The organism is Nocardioides lijunqiniae (assembly GCF_015024225.1).
In the GTDB taxonomy this organism is placed as follows: Bacteria; Actinomycetota; Actinomycetes; order Propionibacteriales; family Nocardioidaceae; genus Nocardioides; species Nocardioides lijunqiniae.
The window spans coordinates 48,894-64,981 of sequence record NZ_JACJGM010000028.1 but is presented as its reverse complement, the minus strand read 5'-3'; the positions used below and the strand labels follow the sequence as shown (position 1 = coordinate 64,981).

General features: G+C 72.5%; 14 protein-coding genes. 5 read left to right on the top strand and 9 right to left on the bottom strand.

The genetic code is table 11. The features are described 5' to 3' along the window. Positions 1-6 precede the first annotated feature (6 nt). Genes IRQ30_RS16565 through IRQ30_RS16550 form a run of 4 tightly spaced genes read left to right on the top strand, consistent with a single transcriptional unit; the run spans position 7 to position 4,242 of the window. Positions 7-726: a hypothetical protein gene (locus tag IRQ30_RS16565; RefSeq protein ID WP_193608078.1), complete on the top strand. Its 720-nt coding sequence runs from the start codon at positions 7-9 to the stop codon at positions 724-726. Beyond that, positions 723-2,177 carry an NDP-hexose 2,3-dehydratase family protein gene (locus tag IRQ30_RS16560; protein WP_193614092.1) on the top strand — a complete coding sequence of 485 codons (1,455 nt, stop codon included), beginning with the start codon at positions 723-725 and terminating at the stop codon, positions 2,175-2,177. The genes IRQ30_RS16565 and IRQ30_RS16560 overlap by 4 nt, the downstream gene beginning before the upstream one ends. Further along, positions 2,174-3,130, top strand: a complete 957-nt coding sequence (locus tag IRQ30_RS16555; RefSeq protein ID WP_193614091.1) for an NAD-dependent epimerase/dehydratase family protein — start codon at positions 2,174-2,176, stop codon at positions 3,128-3,130. Before IRQ30_RS16560 ends, IRQ30_RS16555 begins: the two co-directional genes overlap by 4 nt. Then, on the top strand, positions 3,127-4,242 hold the full coding sequence (locus IRQ30_RS16550; RefSeq protein ID WP_193614090.1) for a DegT/DnrJ/EryC1/StrS family aminotransferase: 1,116 nt from the start codon (positions 3,127-3,129) through the stop codon (positions 4,240-4,242). Before IRQ30_RS16555 ends, IRQ30_RS16550 begins: the two co-directional genes overlap by 4 nt. A 22-nt stretch (positions 4,243-4,264) precedes the next feature. Here the strand turns inward: IRQ30_RS16550 and IRQ30_RS16545 are convergent, their stop codons facing one another. The 7 genes from IRQ30_RS16545 to IRQ30_RS16515 all read right to left on the bottom strand — a co-directional run bounded on the left by IRQ30_RS16545 (position 4,265) and on the right by IRQ30_RS16515 (position 13,439). Then, positions 4,265-6,115: a hypothetical protein gene (locus IRQ30_RS16545; RefSeq protein ID WP_193614089.1), complete on the bottom strand. Its 1,851-nt coding sequence runs from the start codon at positions 6,113-6,115 to the stop codon at positions 4,265-4,267. 39 nt (positions 6,116-6,154) lie between these two features. After that, positions 6,155-7,333, bottom strand: a complete 1,179-nt coding sequence (locus tag IRQ30_RS16540; RefSeq protein WP_193614088.1) for a YcaO-like family protein — start codon at positions 7,331-7,333, stop codon at positions 6,155-6,157. Continuing rightward, entirely contained in the window at positions 7,330-8,562 is a 1,233-nt protein-coding gene (locus IRQ30_RS16535; RefSeq protein ID WP_193614087.1) for a TfuA-like protein, read from the bottom strand. Before IRQ30_RS16535 ends, IRQ30_RS16540 begins: the two co-directional genes overlap by 4 nt. Further along, entirely contained in the window at positions 8,559-9,776 is a 1,218-nt protein-coding gene (locus tag IRQ30_RS16530) for an ABC transporter permease (RefSeq protein ID WP_193614086.1), read from the bottom strand. Before IRQ30_RS16530 ends, IRQ30_RS16535 begins: the two co-directional genes overlap by 4 nt. Further along, complete coding sequence (locus IRQ30_RS16525; RefSeq protein WP_193614085.1) at positions 9,773-10,657, bottom strand: ABC transporter ATP-binding protein; 885 nt, start codon at positions 10,655-10,657, stop codon at positions 9,773-9,775. The genes IRQ30_RS16530 and IRQ30_RS16525 overlap by 4 nt, the downstream gene beginning before the upstream one ends. A 69-nt stretch (positions 10,658-10,726) precedes the next feature. Continuing rightward, a complete protein-coding gene (locus IRQ30_RS16520; protein ID WP_193614084.1) occupies positions 10,727-11,995 on the bottom strand; it encodes a YcaO-like family protein in 1,269 nt (422 codons plus the stop codon). A gap of 202 nt (positions 11,996-12,197) precedes the next feature. Next, positions 12,198-13,439, bottom strand: a complete 1,242-nt coding sequence (locus IRQ30_RS16515; protein ID WP_193614083.1) for a class I SAM-dependent methyltransferase — start codon at positions 13,437-13,439, stop codon at positions 12,198-12,200. On the opposite strand from IRQ30_RS16515, the gene IRQ30_RS16510 reads away from it, so the two are divergent. Beyond that, positions 13,399-14,037, top strand: a complete 639-nt coding sequence (locus IRQ30_RS16510) for a dTDP-4-dehydrorhamnose 3,5-epimerase family protein (protein ID WP_338089758.1) — start codon at positions 13,399-13,401, stop codon at positions 14,035-14,037. The two genes, IRQ30_RS16515 and IRQ30_RS16510, sit on opposite strands and share 41 nt — an antisense overlap. Positions 14,038-14,066: 29 nt before the next feature. Here IRQ30_RS16510 and IRQ30_RS16505 read toward each other — a convergent pair whose 3' ends face one another. Together IRQ30_RS16505 and IRQ30_RS16500 are read right to left on the bottom strand one after the other, a co-directional pair. Next, positions 14,067-14,927 carry a TylF/MycF/NovP-related O-methyltransferase gene (locus IRQ30_RS16505; RefSeq protein WP_193614081.1) on the bottom strand — a complete coding sequence of 287 codons (861 nt, stop codon included), beginning with the start codon at positions 14,925-14,927 and terminating at the stop codon, positions 14,067-14,069. Between the two features lie 47 nt (positions 14,928-14,974). Beyond that, positions 14,975-16,087 (bottom strand): glycosyltransferase family 2 protein, encoded by a 1,113-nt coding sequence (locus IRQ30_RS16500; RefSeq protein ID WP_193614080.1) that lies wholly within the window; start codon positions 16,085-16,087, stop codon positions 14,975-14,977. Between the last annotated feature and the right edge of the window lies 1 nt (position 16,088).

The window sequence follows — 16,088 nt, the reverse complement described above, 5'->3', positions numbered from 1 at the left end:
GCGCGCATGGTCAGAGCAGAGCTCCTGAAGTTCCGGTCGCTCTCGGGGAACCTCGTCGCCCTCGTCGGCAGCGCCCTCGTGGTCACGGTGATGGCCTACGTCATGGCCGACTCCGGGGACGGGCTGGACGCCAGCATGATCGTGGCCGAGCCGGTCTCTCTCCCCATGGAGTACTACGCCTACGTCGTCATGATCCTGGGCGTCCTGATCGTCACCGCCGACCTGGACACCGGCACGGCGCGGGTGACGGCCGGGCTCGTCCCCTGGCGGGGGCGGGTGATGGGTGGCAAGTTCCTGCTGGCCGGCGCCCTCGGGCTGGCCTGCGCCGTCCCGGTCCTCGTCCTCGTGGTCCTGGCGGCCGCACTCGGTGGCGACGTCGCCGTCTCGGCCATGATCGACGCGGACGCGGTCGGACCGCTCGTCTCCGACATCGCCGCCGTCGTGCTCGCCGGGCTCCTGGGCGTCGCGGTCGGGCTGCTCGTGCGCTCCACCGCCCTCGCGGTGTCCCTGCTCCTGCTCTGGTCGTTCGCTCTCGAGACCCTGCTGGTCTTCGTGGTCCCCGACCGGGTCGGCGCGCTCCTGCCCTTCAAGACGATCGGCGGCAGCCGGGTGCTGATGGACGAGCTGAGCGCACTGCAAGGCCTGGCGGTGTTCGCACTGTACGTCGGCGTCGCGACGCTGCTCGCGACGCTGGTCCGCCTCCACAGCCGGGACTCGCCCGCGTGAGCCCGGTCAGCGGGGTTCCCTCCACGCCCTGGCTCGACGACCGGGTCGACGTGGCCCGGGATGTGGCCCAGAGCCTGGCCGCGCCCAGCCCGGCGGTCATGGAGCTCGCCGACTACCTCGCGGCCCTCGACCACGACCGCGACCGCACCTTCACGCACGCGAGCATCAAGCCGCTGGCGGAGCTGACCGAGTGGGACGCCTCGCCGGAGCGCACCCGCATCACGCACCGGACCGGGCGGTTCTTCAGCGTGGAGGGCCTGCGCGTCACGATGCCCTCGAACCCCGTCCAGAGCTGGGACCAGCCGATCGTGGTGCAGTCCGAGGTCGGCGTCCTGGGCATCATCGCCAAGAAGTTCAACGGCACGATGCACTTCCTCATGCAGAACAAGGTCGAGCCCGGCAACCGCAACGGCATCCAGCTCTCACCCACGGTGCAGGCCACCAGGAGCAACTTCACCCGGGTGCACGGGGGAGCGGCCATCCCCTACCTCGGCTACTTCCTCTCCCCGGGCGACCGCTCGCGACAGCGGGTCCTTGCCGACGTGCGCCACACCGAGCAGGGCAGCTGGTTCTTCCGCAAGCGCAACCGCAACATGGTGATCGAGGTGTTCGACGACGTCGACGTGCAGCCCGGCTGGTACTGGCTGACGCTGAGCCAGATCGCGGAGCTGCTGACCCACGACGACCTCGTGAACATGGAGGTCCGCTCCGTCCTCGCCTGCCTGCCCCTCGCCGTGCCCCGACCCGCGCAGGACGACGTCATGGGCCTGGCCCTGGGCGACTCGCTGCGACAGTCGTGCGATCCCGGGCTCGGAGCGGCGCACTCCACGCTCGAGATCCTGAGCTGGGTCACGCGGGCGCGCAGCGACCACGAGCAGGGCACGGAGCTGTGCTCGTTGCACGACGTGGGGGACTGGGAGTTCGGGCCCGACCGGCTGGCCCACCGCAGCGGCCGCTACTTCACGGTCATCGGCGTCGACGTGACCGCTCGCGGACGCGAGGTGCGCCGGTGGGACCAGCCGATGGTCTCCGCCGGGGCCGGCGGTGTGGTGGCCTTCCTGGTGACCACGATCTCCGGGGCGCTGCACGTCCTGGTGCAGCTGCGGGCCGAGGCCGGTGGCTTCGACGGGCCGGAGCTGGCGCCCACCGTGCAGTGCGACCCGACGAACTACCTGCCCGGCGAGGCTCCGCCGTTGCTGGACGAGGTCCTCGGCGCCGACGCCGAGCGGGTGCTGTTCGACACGATGCTCTCCGACGAGGGAGGCCGGTTCTTCCACACCTCGCACCGACACCTGATCGTGCAGGCGAAGGACGACAGCGAGCCGGAGGGGTTCCGGTGGCTGACGCTCGCGCAGTGCGCGGACCTCGCCCAGCACAGCCACTACCTCAACGTGCAGACGCGCAGCCTGCTCGCCTGCGTGCTCGCGCTCTTCCGGGGGGCCACGACGTGACCGGCCCGCTCGTGGTCCTCGGCGCCGGGGGCTACCTCGGCACCGCGGTCGCGGCGCGCGCGGAGCCGCTCAACCGGCAGGTGCGGCTCGTCCGGCGGCCGGGCGGGTCGCTTCCGGTCGCCCGTGCCCCCGGAGCCGGCGTCGTCGACTGCGACGTCGCCGATCCCGCGGACCTTCGCCGGGTCGTCGAGGGCGCCGGCGCGGTCGTTCACCTGGCCTCCGACCTGGCCGGGCGCGACGGGTGGCGCGGCGTGGGGCGAGCCAGCCACGGAGCCGAGGTGATGGTCAACCTGATCGAGGCGTGCCGACGGGCGGAGCGACCAGTCTGCGTCGTCCTGGCCTCGACCGTGGGACATCAGGGCGTCGCCGACGGCGCGCTGTCGCCGTACGAGGAGGGCAAGCGCGAGGAGGAGCGCCTCCTGCTCGAGGCCACGGCGGCAGGACGGGTGGACGGAGTCGTGCTGCGGCTGCCGACGGTCTACGGCTGCAGCCCGGCCGCCCCCTCGCGTCCGGGTCGGGGGGTGGTGGCGACCATGGTCCGACGGGCGCTCTCCGGCGAGCCGCTGACCGTGTGGGCCGGCGGCACCGTGCGCCGCAGCTTCCTGCACGTCGAGGACGCGGCGCAGGCCTTCGTCGCGTCGTTGAGCGCGGCCGAGGCCCTCAGTGGCGGCCGCTGGGACGTCGCCCCGGACGACACCCTCGAGCTGCGCGACGCGCTGGCCACCGTGGCCGCGGTCGTCGCCGAGGTGACCGGGCGAGCCGCCGTGCCGGTCGAGTCCGTGACCCCGCCGGCGCACGCGCTGCCCGCCGACCTCGAGGACGTCGCCGTCGACGCGGGACCGTTCCGCGAGCGGTCCGGGTGGCGTCCCACCCGCAGCTTCGCCGAGGGCGTGCACGATGCGGTGACGACGCTGGCCGGTGACCGGCCACTGCAGGAGGGAAGCCGACGATGACCATCCGTGTCTGGGGATACCTGGAGGAGTACGAGCAGGACCGGGAGGAGATCCTCGCCGCGGTCGACGCCGTATTCCGCTCGGGGCAGCTGGTGCTCGGGCCGAACGTCGAGGCGTTCGAGCAGGAGTTCGCCGCCTACCACGCCGTGCGCCGGTGCGTGAGCGTCGACAACGGCACCAACGCGATCGTGCTCGCGCTGCGGGCGCTGGGCGTCGGGCCGGGGGACGAGGTGGTCACCGTGGCCAACACCGCGGCACCGACCGTCGTCGCCATCGACGCCGTCGGCGCCACCCCGGTGTTCGTCGACATCGACGACCGGCACTACCTGATGGACACCGCCAGGCTGGAGGAGGCGGTCACGGAGCGGACCCGCTGCGTGGTTCCGGTCCACCTCTACGGCCAGTGCGTCGACATGTCCGCGGTCATGGACGTGGCACGCCGTCGAGGACTCGTCGTCGTCGAGGACGTCGCCCAGGCGCACGGCGCGCGTCAAGGCGGCGTGGTCGCCGGATCGAGCGGTGATGCGGCGGCGTTCTCGTTCTACCCCACGAAGGTGCTGGGCGCCTACGGCGACGGCGGCGCCGTGCTCACCGACTCCGACGACACGGCCGCCCGGCTCTCGCGGCTGCGGTACTACGGCATGGAGGACCGCTACTACGTCACCGAGACTCCGGGCCACAACAGCCGGCTCGACGAGGTGCAGGCCGCGATCCTCCGCCTCAAGCTCGGGCGTCTCGACGACTACGTCCGAGCCCGTCGTCAGGTCGCCGAGCGGTACGCCGCCGCGCTGGCCGACACCGGCCTGGTCCTGCCCGCCACCGCTCCCGGCAACGAGCACGTCTACTACCTCTACGTCGTGCGCCATCCCGAGCGCGACGCGATCATGGCGCAGCTGGGCGAGCGCGGGATCAGCCTCAACATCAGCTACCCCTGGCCGATCCACACCATGTCGGGCTTCGCGCACCTGGGCTACGGCGAGGGCTCGCTGCCGGTGACCGAGCGCGTCGCCCACGAGATCTTCTCGCTGCCGATGTACCCGTCGCTCGCCGTCGACGACCAGCAGCGGGTCATCGACGCGCTGCGCGAGGTGCTCGCAGGCCTCGGCGGGTAGGCGAGGCGGGGGTCGACGAGCGTCAGGAGATGGTGAAGTCGTCGTGGTAGCCGATCTTGGCCAGCTCGATCCCGCCGTCCGGCAGCTCCCAGTAGTGCAGCCGTCGCGCCGCCGCGCTGCGGACCTGCAGACTCGCCCGGTAGGCCCGGGCTCCGTCCTCCCGGACACGCTGGCCTGACCCGCCCCCCGAGGTCTGCCGCAGCGCGTGCACCTGCAGCCCGTGGCGCTGCGCCGCCCGGCCGCTGACGACCTCCGCGCAGACGTCGGCGACGCGCTCGAAGCCGATCCCCTCGAGCTCGTCGAGCGAGGCCACGAACTGGGGTCCGATCGTGGGCTCCCGCCAGGGGTAGCGCTCGCGGTCGCCCTTGACCGTGTTGCGCAGCCAGCTGGCGCGGACCGCCGCCCTGATCCGGTCGGCGGGCGGGACGTAGGAGTCGAGCTCGCGCTGCAGCTCTCGCACCTTGGCGCGCTGCCGGTCCGCGGACGCCTCCGCCGCGCGCAGCTGCTGCCGGTGCCGCTCCTCGTTGCGCGTCAGGTCGCCGACCCGGCCCTCCAGCGCCTGCCGGGTGCTCGACGACTCGGCCAGCAGCGCTCGCAGCCGGCGGATCTCGTCGCGCGCCTCTTTGAGGGCCTCCTGCAGCGTGCCGCGCAGGTGGTCGTGCTCGGCCTCGAGGGTGTGCAGCACGCGGTCGCGCAGGTCGACCAGGTCCAGCTCCAGCTCGTGGCGCATCTGCGCCGCGGTGGCCCGCATCTCCTCGACCGTGCGGTCAAGGTCGCCCACGACGGCGCGGGAGCGCGCGTGGGCGCGCGCGGAGCGCTCGAGGAGCTCGGACAGGTCCTGCAGCTCGACGGCACTGCCGTCCGCGCTCTCGACGGCGAGGCCGGACTGCGGCGCGTGGACGGAGCCGGGGCCCCAGGCGTCGTCGTCGGCCAGTCCGAGCAGCGGGAGCTCGGTGGCCACCGGCTCCCGCGTCAGCCACGGGGGACCGTCGGGGTGGAGGCTGGCGGCCTTGACCCGCCCGTCGTCGTCGGCGACGACCACGTCGATGCCGTCGAGGGGCACGCCGGTGTCGATGGCCGTGATCGTGACCGCGACCAGGTCGTCCTCGCGATGGCCGGTGGGCACCGCCCCACGCGGTGGGGCGCCCCTGCCGTCGCGCCGCAGACGGCCGGTCACCCCCGGCAGCAGCTCGATCCGTCCGTCCTGCCGGGGATGGTCGAGCCGCCGGCCGAGGAGCGTGGCGCCCACGCCGTACGCGTCGACGAGGCGCCGCAGCGGGTCCGGCTCGAGGGGGAGCAGCGACCCCGTGGCGGGGTGCTCCGACGAGGCGTCGGTCAGGACCAGGGCCCGCACCCGCTGGGCGGGGCGCAGCACGCGGGTCACCGACAGGGCGTGCCGGGTCACCTCGTGCGCCGGAACCGCGACGGTGGTGCCGTCGGACAGCCTCAGCAGGGCGCCCTCGGGGCTGACGCTGACGACGACCGCGCCGTGCTCGCGGTGCTCACCGGTCCTCAGCAGGTCGGCGACCTGGGTCACCAGCTCCTCGGGGTCGGGGCCCTCGCGCAGCAGCAGCAACGGGTGCCGGTCGTCCTCGGTGACGCCGACCCCGGGACCCCAGATGCGGATGGCGTCGCCGAAGACGTCGAGGCCCGGCGGCAGCCGGCGCTTGAGCTCCCAGGTGGCGGCCTCGGTCGAGAGGACGTGGACCGACGCAGCGGGACCGACCTCGTCCTCCAGACGCGCGACGTCGACGAGCGGCTGCGGGCGCCCGACCGCGACGGAGACGGCGAGGATCGGCGTCGTCCTGGTCGGGTCGAGGATCTCCTCGGCCAGGCCACGGGCGCCGTCGCTCGTGCTCACCACGGCTGCCATGTGGTCATCCTAGTGATGACGGGTGGGACCCGCCCCCGGCTACGAGGCGCGCTCCGCCCGTGGATGGATGCGCCCGACGTCGAGACGCCCACCCGGCACGATCACCTTCACCACCGCGAAGTCGGCGTCCGTGCTCAGGTCGACGACGAGCGGCTCCCGGTCGAGCACGCGCTGCACCCCGTCGACGAGCCACGCGAGCTCGTCACTGGTGTTGTCGAACGTCGTGGTGTGCCTGCGTGCGATCTCGTCGAAGTCGGCGTCGGGCTCACCGAACGCCGACATGTACTCGACCTTGCGCTGGGGCTTCTGCAGCTGGTCGTGGAAGTGCTCGAGGTCGTCGCGGCTGCCGGCGATCGTCGCGAGCCGCCCCTGGGCGGCCTCGGTGAGGGCCCGGGACAGGGCCACCACGGGGTCGAGGTGCGCGCCGTAGCCGGAGCAGATCAGCGGGAAGTCCCAGCTCCACACGATGCACTTGAACGTGGGGATGTCGAAGGCGCTGGGCAGCATCTGGATCGCCACCCGTCCGCCCGCGGCGTGGATGTTGGCGATCATCGTCCGACAGGTCTCGTCCCGGATCGACTCGGGGTGCAGCGTCGGGGACGCGGCGATGTCCGCGGCCACGGGGCGACTCAGCGCGTCGCGCTCCACCACTTCGTAGAGCGCGTGCAGGATGGCCTCCTCCGTGGAGTTCCCGGAGGCGAGGCCGTTGCTGTTGGCGCGGATCCAGGAGGTGCTCCACTGGTGCACCCCAGGGTCGCGGAAGCACACCGCGTCGAGGGGGACCTGGGTGGTGCCGGCGGACACCAGCCCGCGCGCGGACACCCAGCTCAACGGGCTGCGGTCGTCGAGGAACGGGCTGGCCACCACCCCCAGGTCCGCCACCGAGTAGGACAGACCCAGGTCCTCGGCCGTCGTGTCGCGGTGGGTGACGGGCGGGGGCGCCTGCTCGGCGTGCCACAGCTCGATCGCCTCCATGACGGCCGACACCTTGGCGAGCTGGAGCGACTGGCCCTTCCCCTGCGAGACGCTCAGCGTCCAGGCCAGGGGGCGCACCGCCATGGCGACCGGGATCGCGAAGACGTCGAGTCCGGTGATGTCGCTGACCCGGGTGACGCCGTAGCGGTCGAACTTGGGGCGCATGATGGCCCAGGTCTCTGCAGGATCGCGCACCCGGTGGGTGCCGTGGGTGTAGACCTTCGTCACGCCTGTCGTGCTCATGATGTGCTCCACCGTCCCTGGATCCTGCCGCCCTTGTCTGCGTCGTCCCGCAGGAAGAAGGGCCGCACGGCGGCGACCGCCTCCTCCAGCGAGACGAACCCGCGGTCCTGCGCCGCGGTCGTGAGTTCCGTGACGTCGTCCACCGGTGAGAGGCCCCACAGCTCCCGGAGGTGCTGCTCGAGCCTCGTCGTGGACAGCCGCTCGACCAGGCGCACCTTGCGCCGCCACATCACGTCGTCGTTCATCCGCTTGGCCTCGGCGATCGCGCCGTGGACCTCCGGGTCGTCCACCAGGCCGGGCCGGAACGTGCGTACGTCGTAGAGGCCGCGCACCGGCCGGAAGGCCCGCACGACCGCGCGCAGCTCGTCCGCGTCGAGCGTCGGCGCCCCGGGCGCGGTGGCGTCCACCACGAGCTCCTCCCAGATGTCGGGGAAGGACGGGTCGTAGATCTGCCGGTGACGCAGCACGTCGCCGTCGCTGACCCACCGGCCGTCCACGTCACGTCCCTCGAACTCGACCACCCACCGGAAGATCAGCTCGTTCTGCCACGACGCCGGGAGCCGCGCCGGGGGGCTCGCGGTGAGCTCGACGACGTGGTCCAGGGTCGCGAGGGCGTCCGCGCGCTTGATGTTGGCGCACTCGGGGTGCTCCTGGAGGAACTGCTCCACCTTGTCGACGAGCTCGCCCTCTCCCGCGTCGCGGGTGAGCGTGGCCCTGATGTTGCGCCAGGAGCGGTCGGTGTAGTGCAGGCCCCGCGCCGTCTCGAGCAGCGAGGCGTGCTCCCGGTCGTCGAGCACGCCTGCGTCCGCCGCACCGCGAAGGGCGAAGCGCACGTTGACGAGGGGGACGTTCATCGCGCTGAAGTCGTCGGTGCGCAGGTGCGCCACCGCGACCTCGTCGTCCGCGTCGATCTCCTCGTTGCGGTACATCGAGTAGACGACCCCGTGACCGATCATCCCGCAGGTGTGGAGCTCCGCGGCCCGCAGCGCGCCCATGCTGGCGCAGCCGACCACGTGGACCCCCCGGTCGATGAGCTGGAGGATCTCCTTGTGACGCACGGGGGCGGCCTGGTGGTAGTAGCCGTCGATGATCACGACGACGTCGCCGGGGACCAGGGCGAGCGAGAGCAGGTCGCCGTGCGCCACCGGCGGGTGGAGCACGGCGTGCGGTGCATGGGCGGTGACATCGGCGGCCGACAGGGTCGGTCCGGCGAACACATGGAGGCTCACACCTTCTCCTTCGTGGTGGGGTGCTGCGGACTCGTGGGCGCGTCCGGTGACTCGCCGGGCGCTGCCAGCACCTCGGAGAGCCGGGCCTTCGCTCCGGTGCGAAGCACCGAGCGCTCGTAGATCCGGCCGCCGAGGGCGAGGATGGCGGCGATGGCGGCGATCATCAGGAGGGCGCTCAGGCCGACCTCCCACAGGGCTACGTCGCTCGATGCCAGCCGGACCGGCATCGCCATGCTCGAGAACGGCGGGACGATGGTGGCGATCCGGCTCAGGAGCGCGTCCGGGTCGTTGAACGCGAAGAACGCGCCGAGGTAGCTGAAGATCGTCGCGGCCGTCATCGGTCCGAGCGTGCTGTTGAGCTCCTCCTGGCGCGAGGTCAGGGACGCCAGCGCGGCGGCCATGGCGCCGAAGAAGAGGAAGCCGAAGGCGTAGCCGGTGAACGTCGCGGCCACGATGAAGGCGGTGCCGGGCGGTAGGTCGTCGGTCAGACCGACCACCCAGGCGGTGCCGAACCCCGCCGCCGAGAAGACCGCCAGCTGGACGAGCCCGAGCAGCCCGAAGGCGAGCAGCTTGCCCGCCAGCAGCTCCCGGGGCCGGACGGCGACCAGGAGGATCTCGACGATCCGGCTGCCCTTCTCCTCGATCACGCCTGCGGCCACGCTGACCGTGGTGGACATGAGCAGGAACAGCAGCGCGATGAGGATCATGAACGCCAGCGCCTGACGGGCCCCGTCGTGCTCGTCGCCGTCACCGACCGACTGCATCGTCAGGGGCGCGACGGTGACCGTCGCGAGCACCTCGTCCCGCGGCAGCTCGGAGGCGGCCAGCTGTGCCTCGAACCCGGCGGCCTGGTGCGCCTGCTGGATCAGCGTCGTCAGCTCGCCGTCGGCGTCCCCCTCGGCGAGCAGCTCACGGTCCTCGATCACCGCGGCGTCGGCGTCGCCGTCGGCGACCGCCTGGCGGGCCGCTCGCTCGTCGGGCTGGGTGCGCACCGACACGTCGATCCCCGAGTCCTCGGCAGCCTGCTCCAGCAGCGGTCCGATGCTGTCGGCGCCGACGATGTCGACGCGGTACTCCTCGTCGGAGTCCATGACCATCGGCGCCACGACGAGGGCGATCACGACCAGGGCCGAGGCGACCAGGCTGATGAGGAAGCCGCGAGAGCGCAGCTGCATGCGCAGCTCGCGCTTGGCGATCAGCACCGTGTTGCTCATGCCACCACCTCGCGGAAGACGTCGGCGAGGCTGGGCTCGAGCCAGCCGAAGTGGTCGACGGTGCCCTCGCGCATCGCTGCCTGCAGGATGTCGACGCGGGACACGCCGTCGGGGGCGACGACCGCGGTGCCGGGGTCCTGGACGCTGTGGACGCGGCCGGGCAGCCGCGTGTGCCAGCCGGGTCGGGCACCGCTCAGCGAGACGCGCAGTCGAGGCTCTGTGCGTGCCTGCCGGACCTCGTCGACGGTGCCCACCGCGACCATCCGACCCTGGACGATGATGCCGACCGAGCTGATGAGTCGCTCCACGAGCTCGAGCTGGTGGCTGGAGAAGATGACGGGCGTCCCGCGCTGCTGCCGCTCGCGCAGGATCTCGGCGAGGGCGTCGACCCCGGTCGGGTCGAGCCCGGAGAACGGCTCGTCGAGGACGAGCAGCTCGGGGGAGTGCACGAGCGCGACCGCGAGCTGGGCGCGCTGCTGGTTGCCCAGCGACAGCGCCTGCACCTCGTCGTCGCGGTGCCGGGTCAGGTCGAGACGCTCGATGAGCTCGTCCGTGGCACGCGCGGCTGCGGGGTGGTCGAGGCCGTAGACCTGGCCGAAGTAGGCGATCTGCTCGGCGACCTTCATCTTCTGGTAGAGCCCGCGCTCCTCGGGCATGTAGCCGAACCGCCGCCTGGTCTCGCGGGTCAGCGGCTGACCGTGCCAGGTGATGCTGCCGGCGGTGGGTGCGAGCACGCCCATGATGGCGCGCATCGTCGTGCTCTTCCCGGCGCCGTTCGCGCCGATGAAGCCGAACATCTCACCTTCGGCCACCTCGAAGGAGACGTCGGTGAGGACGTCCCGGTCGCCGTACCTCTTGCTGAGCCCTGATACCCGAATCATCGCGCTCCCTTGAGTGTTCGCTCGACGCTGCCGGTGAGCCGGTCGGCTCCCTGCGCGTCGCTGGTGTGGCTATGGCAGTGGGTGTGGAAGGTCGTAGACACCTCCTGGCGGGTGCCGGGCGCGGGTCCCGGTGCGATGCGGAGCGCTGTCGAGACGGCCGGCGTGCCAGCCGAAGTCGTGCCGCTCGTCGATGCGCAGTGGCTGGTAGCCGGCCGGGATCACCTTGACCACCGCCCACCCCGCCGCGCGCAGGCGCGGCGGCAGCCGCTCCGACAGGTCGAGGACCAGCGGGTCGAGGCCGTCCTCGATCATGGCGAGCATGAGCGACTCGGCGCTCACCGGTGCCTCCGTCGCGACCGGACGCGTCGGCAGCGGCGCGTCGAGCCATCCCAGCAGGGCGTCCACACCCCGCGCCGAGGCCAGGAACCGCACGCGCTCGGCGTCACAGGTCACCCGGGCGGCGACCGGCTCGTCGAGGTAGTCCGACCCCGCGGTGCGCAGGCCGTAGTAGAGCTGGAAGCTCTCCTCGAGCGCCCCCAGGACCGCCTTGCCCAGGTGGTCGGAGGCCTTGGCGCCCAGGCACAGGGACGTCGCCCCGCGCAGCTCGGCACGCACCCCGCCCACCAGGCAGGTGACGCCCGCGACCGCGGTGGGGATCTCGGCGAACACCGGCGTCAGCCCCGCACCGCGGGCCGCGGTCATGGTGGCGCGCACCTGGGACCACACCGGGTCGCTGCCGGCCGTGCTCGGCGGCTCGACGTCGATCGCCCGCAGCGTCAGCTGACGCGCCCACGACACGATCACGGCGTCGCGCTCCAGGGTCTCGAGCAGGGCCGCCTTCAGCGCGGCGTCGTACGACGGCCCGGCCGCGGCGCCCGACGGGCCGGGGTCGAAGCCGACCCGGTCCTCGGGGGCCGCCGGGTAGTCGACCAGGCCGGCCGGCACGAGGTAGTCACGACCGTCGGTGACCCGCCGTGCCTCGTACCAGCGCAGCACACGGTGGCCGGGATCGGCGCCCAGGCTGTGCTGCGGATCGAAGTAGGGGAAGGCGCGGTCGCGGACGGCGGCGTACGGCGCCGAGAGGGCCGGTGCCCCGTGCAGGGCCGCGCGCTCCACGGCCTCACCCGCGGTGCGCACGGTGGCGCCGCTGCGCGAGACCGAGCAGGCGCCGGTGCGGCAGGTGGAGAGCAGGACCGGCTCGTCCGGGTCGGGGGCGTGCTCGCAGGCGAGCTGGGCGCCCACGCTCCACAGGGGGTTCCCGTCGGCGCCGGGCGCGATGACGCCGTGGGCGGCGACCAGACCGGTGTCGGGCGCCAGCACCTGGGATACGTCGAGCATCGGCGGCTACGTCCCTAAGGGGCCGAGTGGGCCCCCGGCAGGTTCGCGCACCGAGAGGGTGGGGAGGGTCGAGCGGGGATGAGGCACGGAAGTCCGAGTTCCTTCCTGGAGCTGCGCCGTGTCGGCGACGGAGTCGACGGGTGGCGCGGGGGCGGCACGACGACGGCGCGTCGCGCAGCGGCTGAGGGCAGACGACGCCGGGTCAGTCCAGACGGACCTCCGGCACGTAGGTGAGCCAGCGACCGCCGCGGTCGGCGAACGCCTGCTCCTTGCGCTTGATCTCCTCGGCGTGGTTCCACGCGTAGAGGAGGGCGATCGGCGCCGGGTCGGTGGCGAAGCCGCTCATGTCCTCCACCGGGATGTGCTGCCCGGGCGTGACCCGGCCCTGCTTCTCCTCGGTGGTGTCGTAGACGACGGCCACCAGGTCCCGGTCGATGCCGCAGAAGTTGTTGACCGTGGCGCTCTTCGCCGTGGCGCCGTACCCGACCACGCGCCGGCCCTCGTCGCGCAGCCGCTCGAGGGTCGAGCGGAGGTCGTCGCGGATCGCCATGACCGCGCGGGCGAACGTCTCGTAGGGCTCCGCACGGTCGAGCCCCGACGTCGACTCCTCCAGCAGGAGGTCGTGCACCGCCTGCGTCACGGTGCGCCTCCCGGGGCGGGCCAGCGTGTAGCGGACCTCGCCCCCGTGGACGTCGAGGCGCTCGACGTCGACCAGCTCGAAGCCGTGCTGCACGGCCATCGCTCTCACGGAGGTGGCGGAGAAGAAGTAGAAGTGCTCGTCGTAGATCTGGTCGAAGGACCGGCGCCGCAGGATGTCGCCGATGTAGGGGTCCTCGAAGACGAAGATGCCGTCGTCGCCGAGCAGTGCCCTGGCGCCGGCGAGCACGGAGTCGAGGTAGGGGATGTGGCAGAACGTGTTGGCGGCGTAGATGACGTCGGCGCGTCCCTCGTCGGCCACGACCTCGAGGGCGCTCCGCTCCTCGAAGAAGTCGGTGCGCACCCGCACCCCCTGCTCCTGGGCGGTCAGCCCGACCCCGGCGGACGGGTCGACCCCGAGGTGGCGCACCCCCGCCTCGGCGACGGTGCGCAGCATGACGCCGTCGTTGCTGCCGATCTCGACGATGAACGGGTCGGACCCGGTCAGCTCCTCGGCGAGGAACCGCTGCGCGATCGCCCGGAAGTGCGCGGCCATCGTCGTCGAGCCCGACGAGCGGTAGGGGTAGTCGGCGTGGAACATCCGCTCGCGAGGCACCTCGTGCAGCAGCTGGGTCATGGTGCAGCCGGTGCAGCGCCCGACCTCGAGGCGGAAGAAGAACTCGTCGTCCGACTCGTCCGGCTTGCGGAAGGCGTCGGACAGGGGCTGGTCGCCCAGGTCGAGGAAGCGCTCGACCGCTCCGCCGCAGATGCGGCACGGCGTCGTGTGCGAAGGTGTGGGGATGCTCATCGGTGCCTCACGGATTCCTGGTGTGTGCATGGTGACTCCTGAGATCTTTCGGGACGACCGTGGCCACTTCCTGAGCACCTTCTCCGCCGATGCCGACGTGATGCCGCCGGAGATCGCGTTCCCGGTCGCGCAGGTGAGCCAGAGCCGCTCGCGGGCCGGGGTCGCGCGGGGCATCCACTTCACGACCACGGCGCCGGGGTGCGCCAAGCTCGTGTGGTGCTCGGCCGGGAGCGCCCTCGACTTCGTGGTGGACCTGCGCGTGGGCTCGCCGACGTTCGGCCAGGTCGAGATGGTGGAGCTGGACCCGGAGGTGGGCCGCATCGTCTCGATGCCGGTGGGGGTGGGGCACGCCTACCTCGCGACCGCCGACGACACGGTGATCACCTACCTGCTCTCGACGGTCTACGTCGCGGCCAACGAGCAGTCCGTCGCGATCTCCGACCCCGACGTGGGACTGCCGCTGCCCGCCGCGCAGGACCTGGTCCTCTCGGAGCGGGACGGCGCGGCGCACTCCCTGGCGTGGTGGCAGGACAGCGGCGGGCTGCCGGAGTACGCCGAGTCCGTGCGGCTGGACGCCCTGCTCCGCTCTGCCGGCTAGCGCCCCCGGGGTGGGGCTCGCGACCGGACTCACGCGAGCCCACGCGCGCGCGACGAGCCGGCGTCGTCCTCTTTGCGCCAGAAGGATCCGCAGGCGTCGATCGCGGTGATGGTGGTCGTGATCCCGTGCGTGGCCCGGTAGTCGGTGACGGCCTGCCGGCAGGCGGGCACCAGGCGGTAGTCGTCGATGATCAGGAAGCCGCCGGGGGACAGGCGCGGGTAGAGCGAGTCGAGCGCGTTGATCGTCGACTCGTACATGTCACCGTCCAGGCGCAGCACCGCGAGCCGCTCGACCGGAGCGCCCGGCAGGGTGTCGCGGAAGAAGCCCTTGAGGAAGTGGACCTGCTCGTCGAGGAGGTCGTAGCGACGGAAGTTCTCCTGGACCTGCTCCAGGGACACGCCGAGCACGTCGGTCATCGCGTCGAAGGGGATGCCGGCGTCGATCGGGTAGGCCTCGGCGTCCGCCGGCGGCAGCCCCTCGAAGGAGTCGGCCACCCACACCGTGCGGTCGGTGACGTCGTGGGCCTTGAGGATCGCCCGCATGAAGATGGTCGCCCCTCCGCGCCAGACCCCGGTCTCCATGAGGTCGCCCGGCACGTCGTCGGCGAGCACCGTCTCCACGCACTCGCGCAGGTTGTCCATGCGGCGGGTGCCGATCATGGTGTGCGCCTGGCTGGGGAAGTCGAACCCGTTGAGACGGCGCTTGCGGTCGAACGCCACCGTCTCCCGGTGCTGCGCGATCTCCTCGCGGGTGGCGCCGTCGGGGTAGAGCATCCCGGGGTCCTCGTAGATCGAGTTCACCAGCACCCGCTGGATGAGGTCGAGGTAGAGCGCGCGCGCGGTCGCGACCGGGTCTCGCTCGGTCGTCTCCTGAGCCGGAGCAGCAGTCACGGGGTTCCCTTTCCTGGAGGTGTGGGTGCGGTGAGAGCCGTCGGGCGCTACGTCATGCGGACGCCGCTCGCCATCGGTTCGCGCGCCCAGTCGGCCGTCACCTCGTCGACGATGGCGAACACCGTCGGCTGGGCGCGGCGCAGGGTCCGGGCGTAGCGGGCGGCGTGCTCGGCGGTCATGCAGCTGATGTCCTGGACCAGGACGGCACCGTCGCCGCGGGGCTCGATGCGCATGCTCACCGGGTCCTCGAGGCCGCGGTCGGCGTCCCGGCTGTGGCGCAGGGCCTCGGGCACCCGCCGGACCGCCTCCTCCCGGGTCGGGGCGAAGCCGCGCGGGAAGACGAAGCGGTCGGTGCCGGCCAGCTCCTGGTACCAGGTCTCGGCGTCGGTGCCTGCGGCCTCGGCCAGCCGCGCCGCGGTGGCCGGGTGGCTCAGGGCACGCGCGGCCTGCCACGCGGCCCGGACCGAGGGGCAGCGCACGAGCTCGAGCACGTGCCGCTGGGGGAGCGAGCGGTGCCGGTTGGACCGCGCCATCGTCTTGCGGACGGTGGGTGTCTCGACCGTCGAGACCCGGGCGCCGGCGTCGGACATCCGCAGCCACATGTCCCAGTCCTCCAGGCCGAACTCCTCCTCGCGCCAGGGACCGACCCGCTCGATCCACTCGGTCCGGTGGGCGGCCTGGGAGTTCTCGAAGACCGGGTTGATCACCTGGATGTCGGGATGCCAGAAGAGCGCGGCGGACGGACGGGTGGAGACGAGCTCGCCGGCGGGATCGACCCAGGTCGACCCGGCCGCTGCCAGGTCGGCCCCGTCCTCCAGCTCCCGCAGCAGCACCGCGAGGTGCTCGGGCGTCCACTCGTCGTCGTGGTCGATGTAGGCGAGGTGGTCGCCGCGAGCAGCGGCGATGCCGGCGTTCATGGCGCGGGACGGGACGCCGCCGTGCTCGATCACGATCAGGCGGACCCGCGGATCCTGCTCGGCGACCGCGGCCACGTGGTCGTGGGTGTCGTCGGTGCTGCCGTCGGAGACCACGAGCAGCTCGAGGTCCGCCACGCTCTGGGCGAGCACCGAGGCGAGGGTGCGTCGGATGGCCGCACCCCGGTTGTAGGTGGTGCACACCACCGAGACCAACGAGGTGGCGCTGTTGCGTGCGCTACCCAAC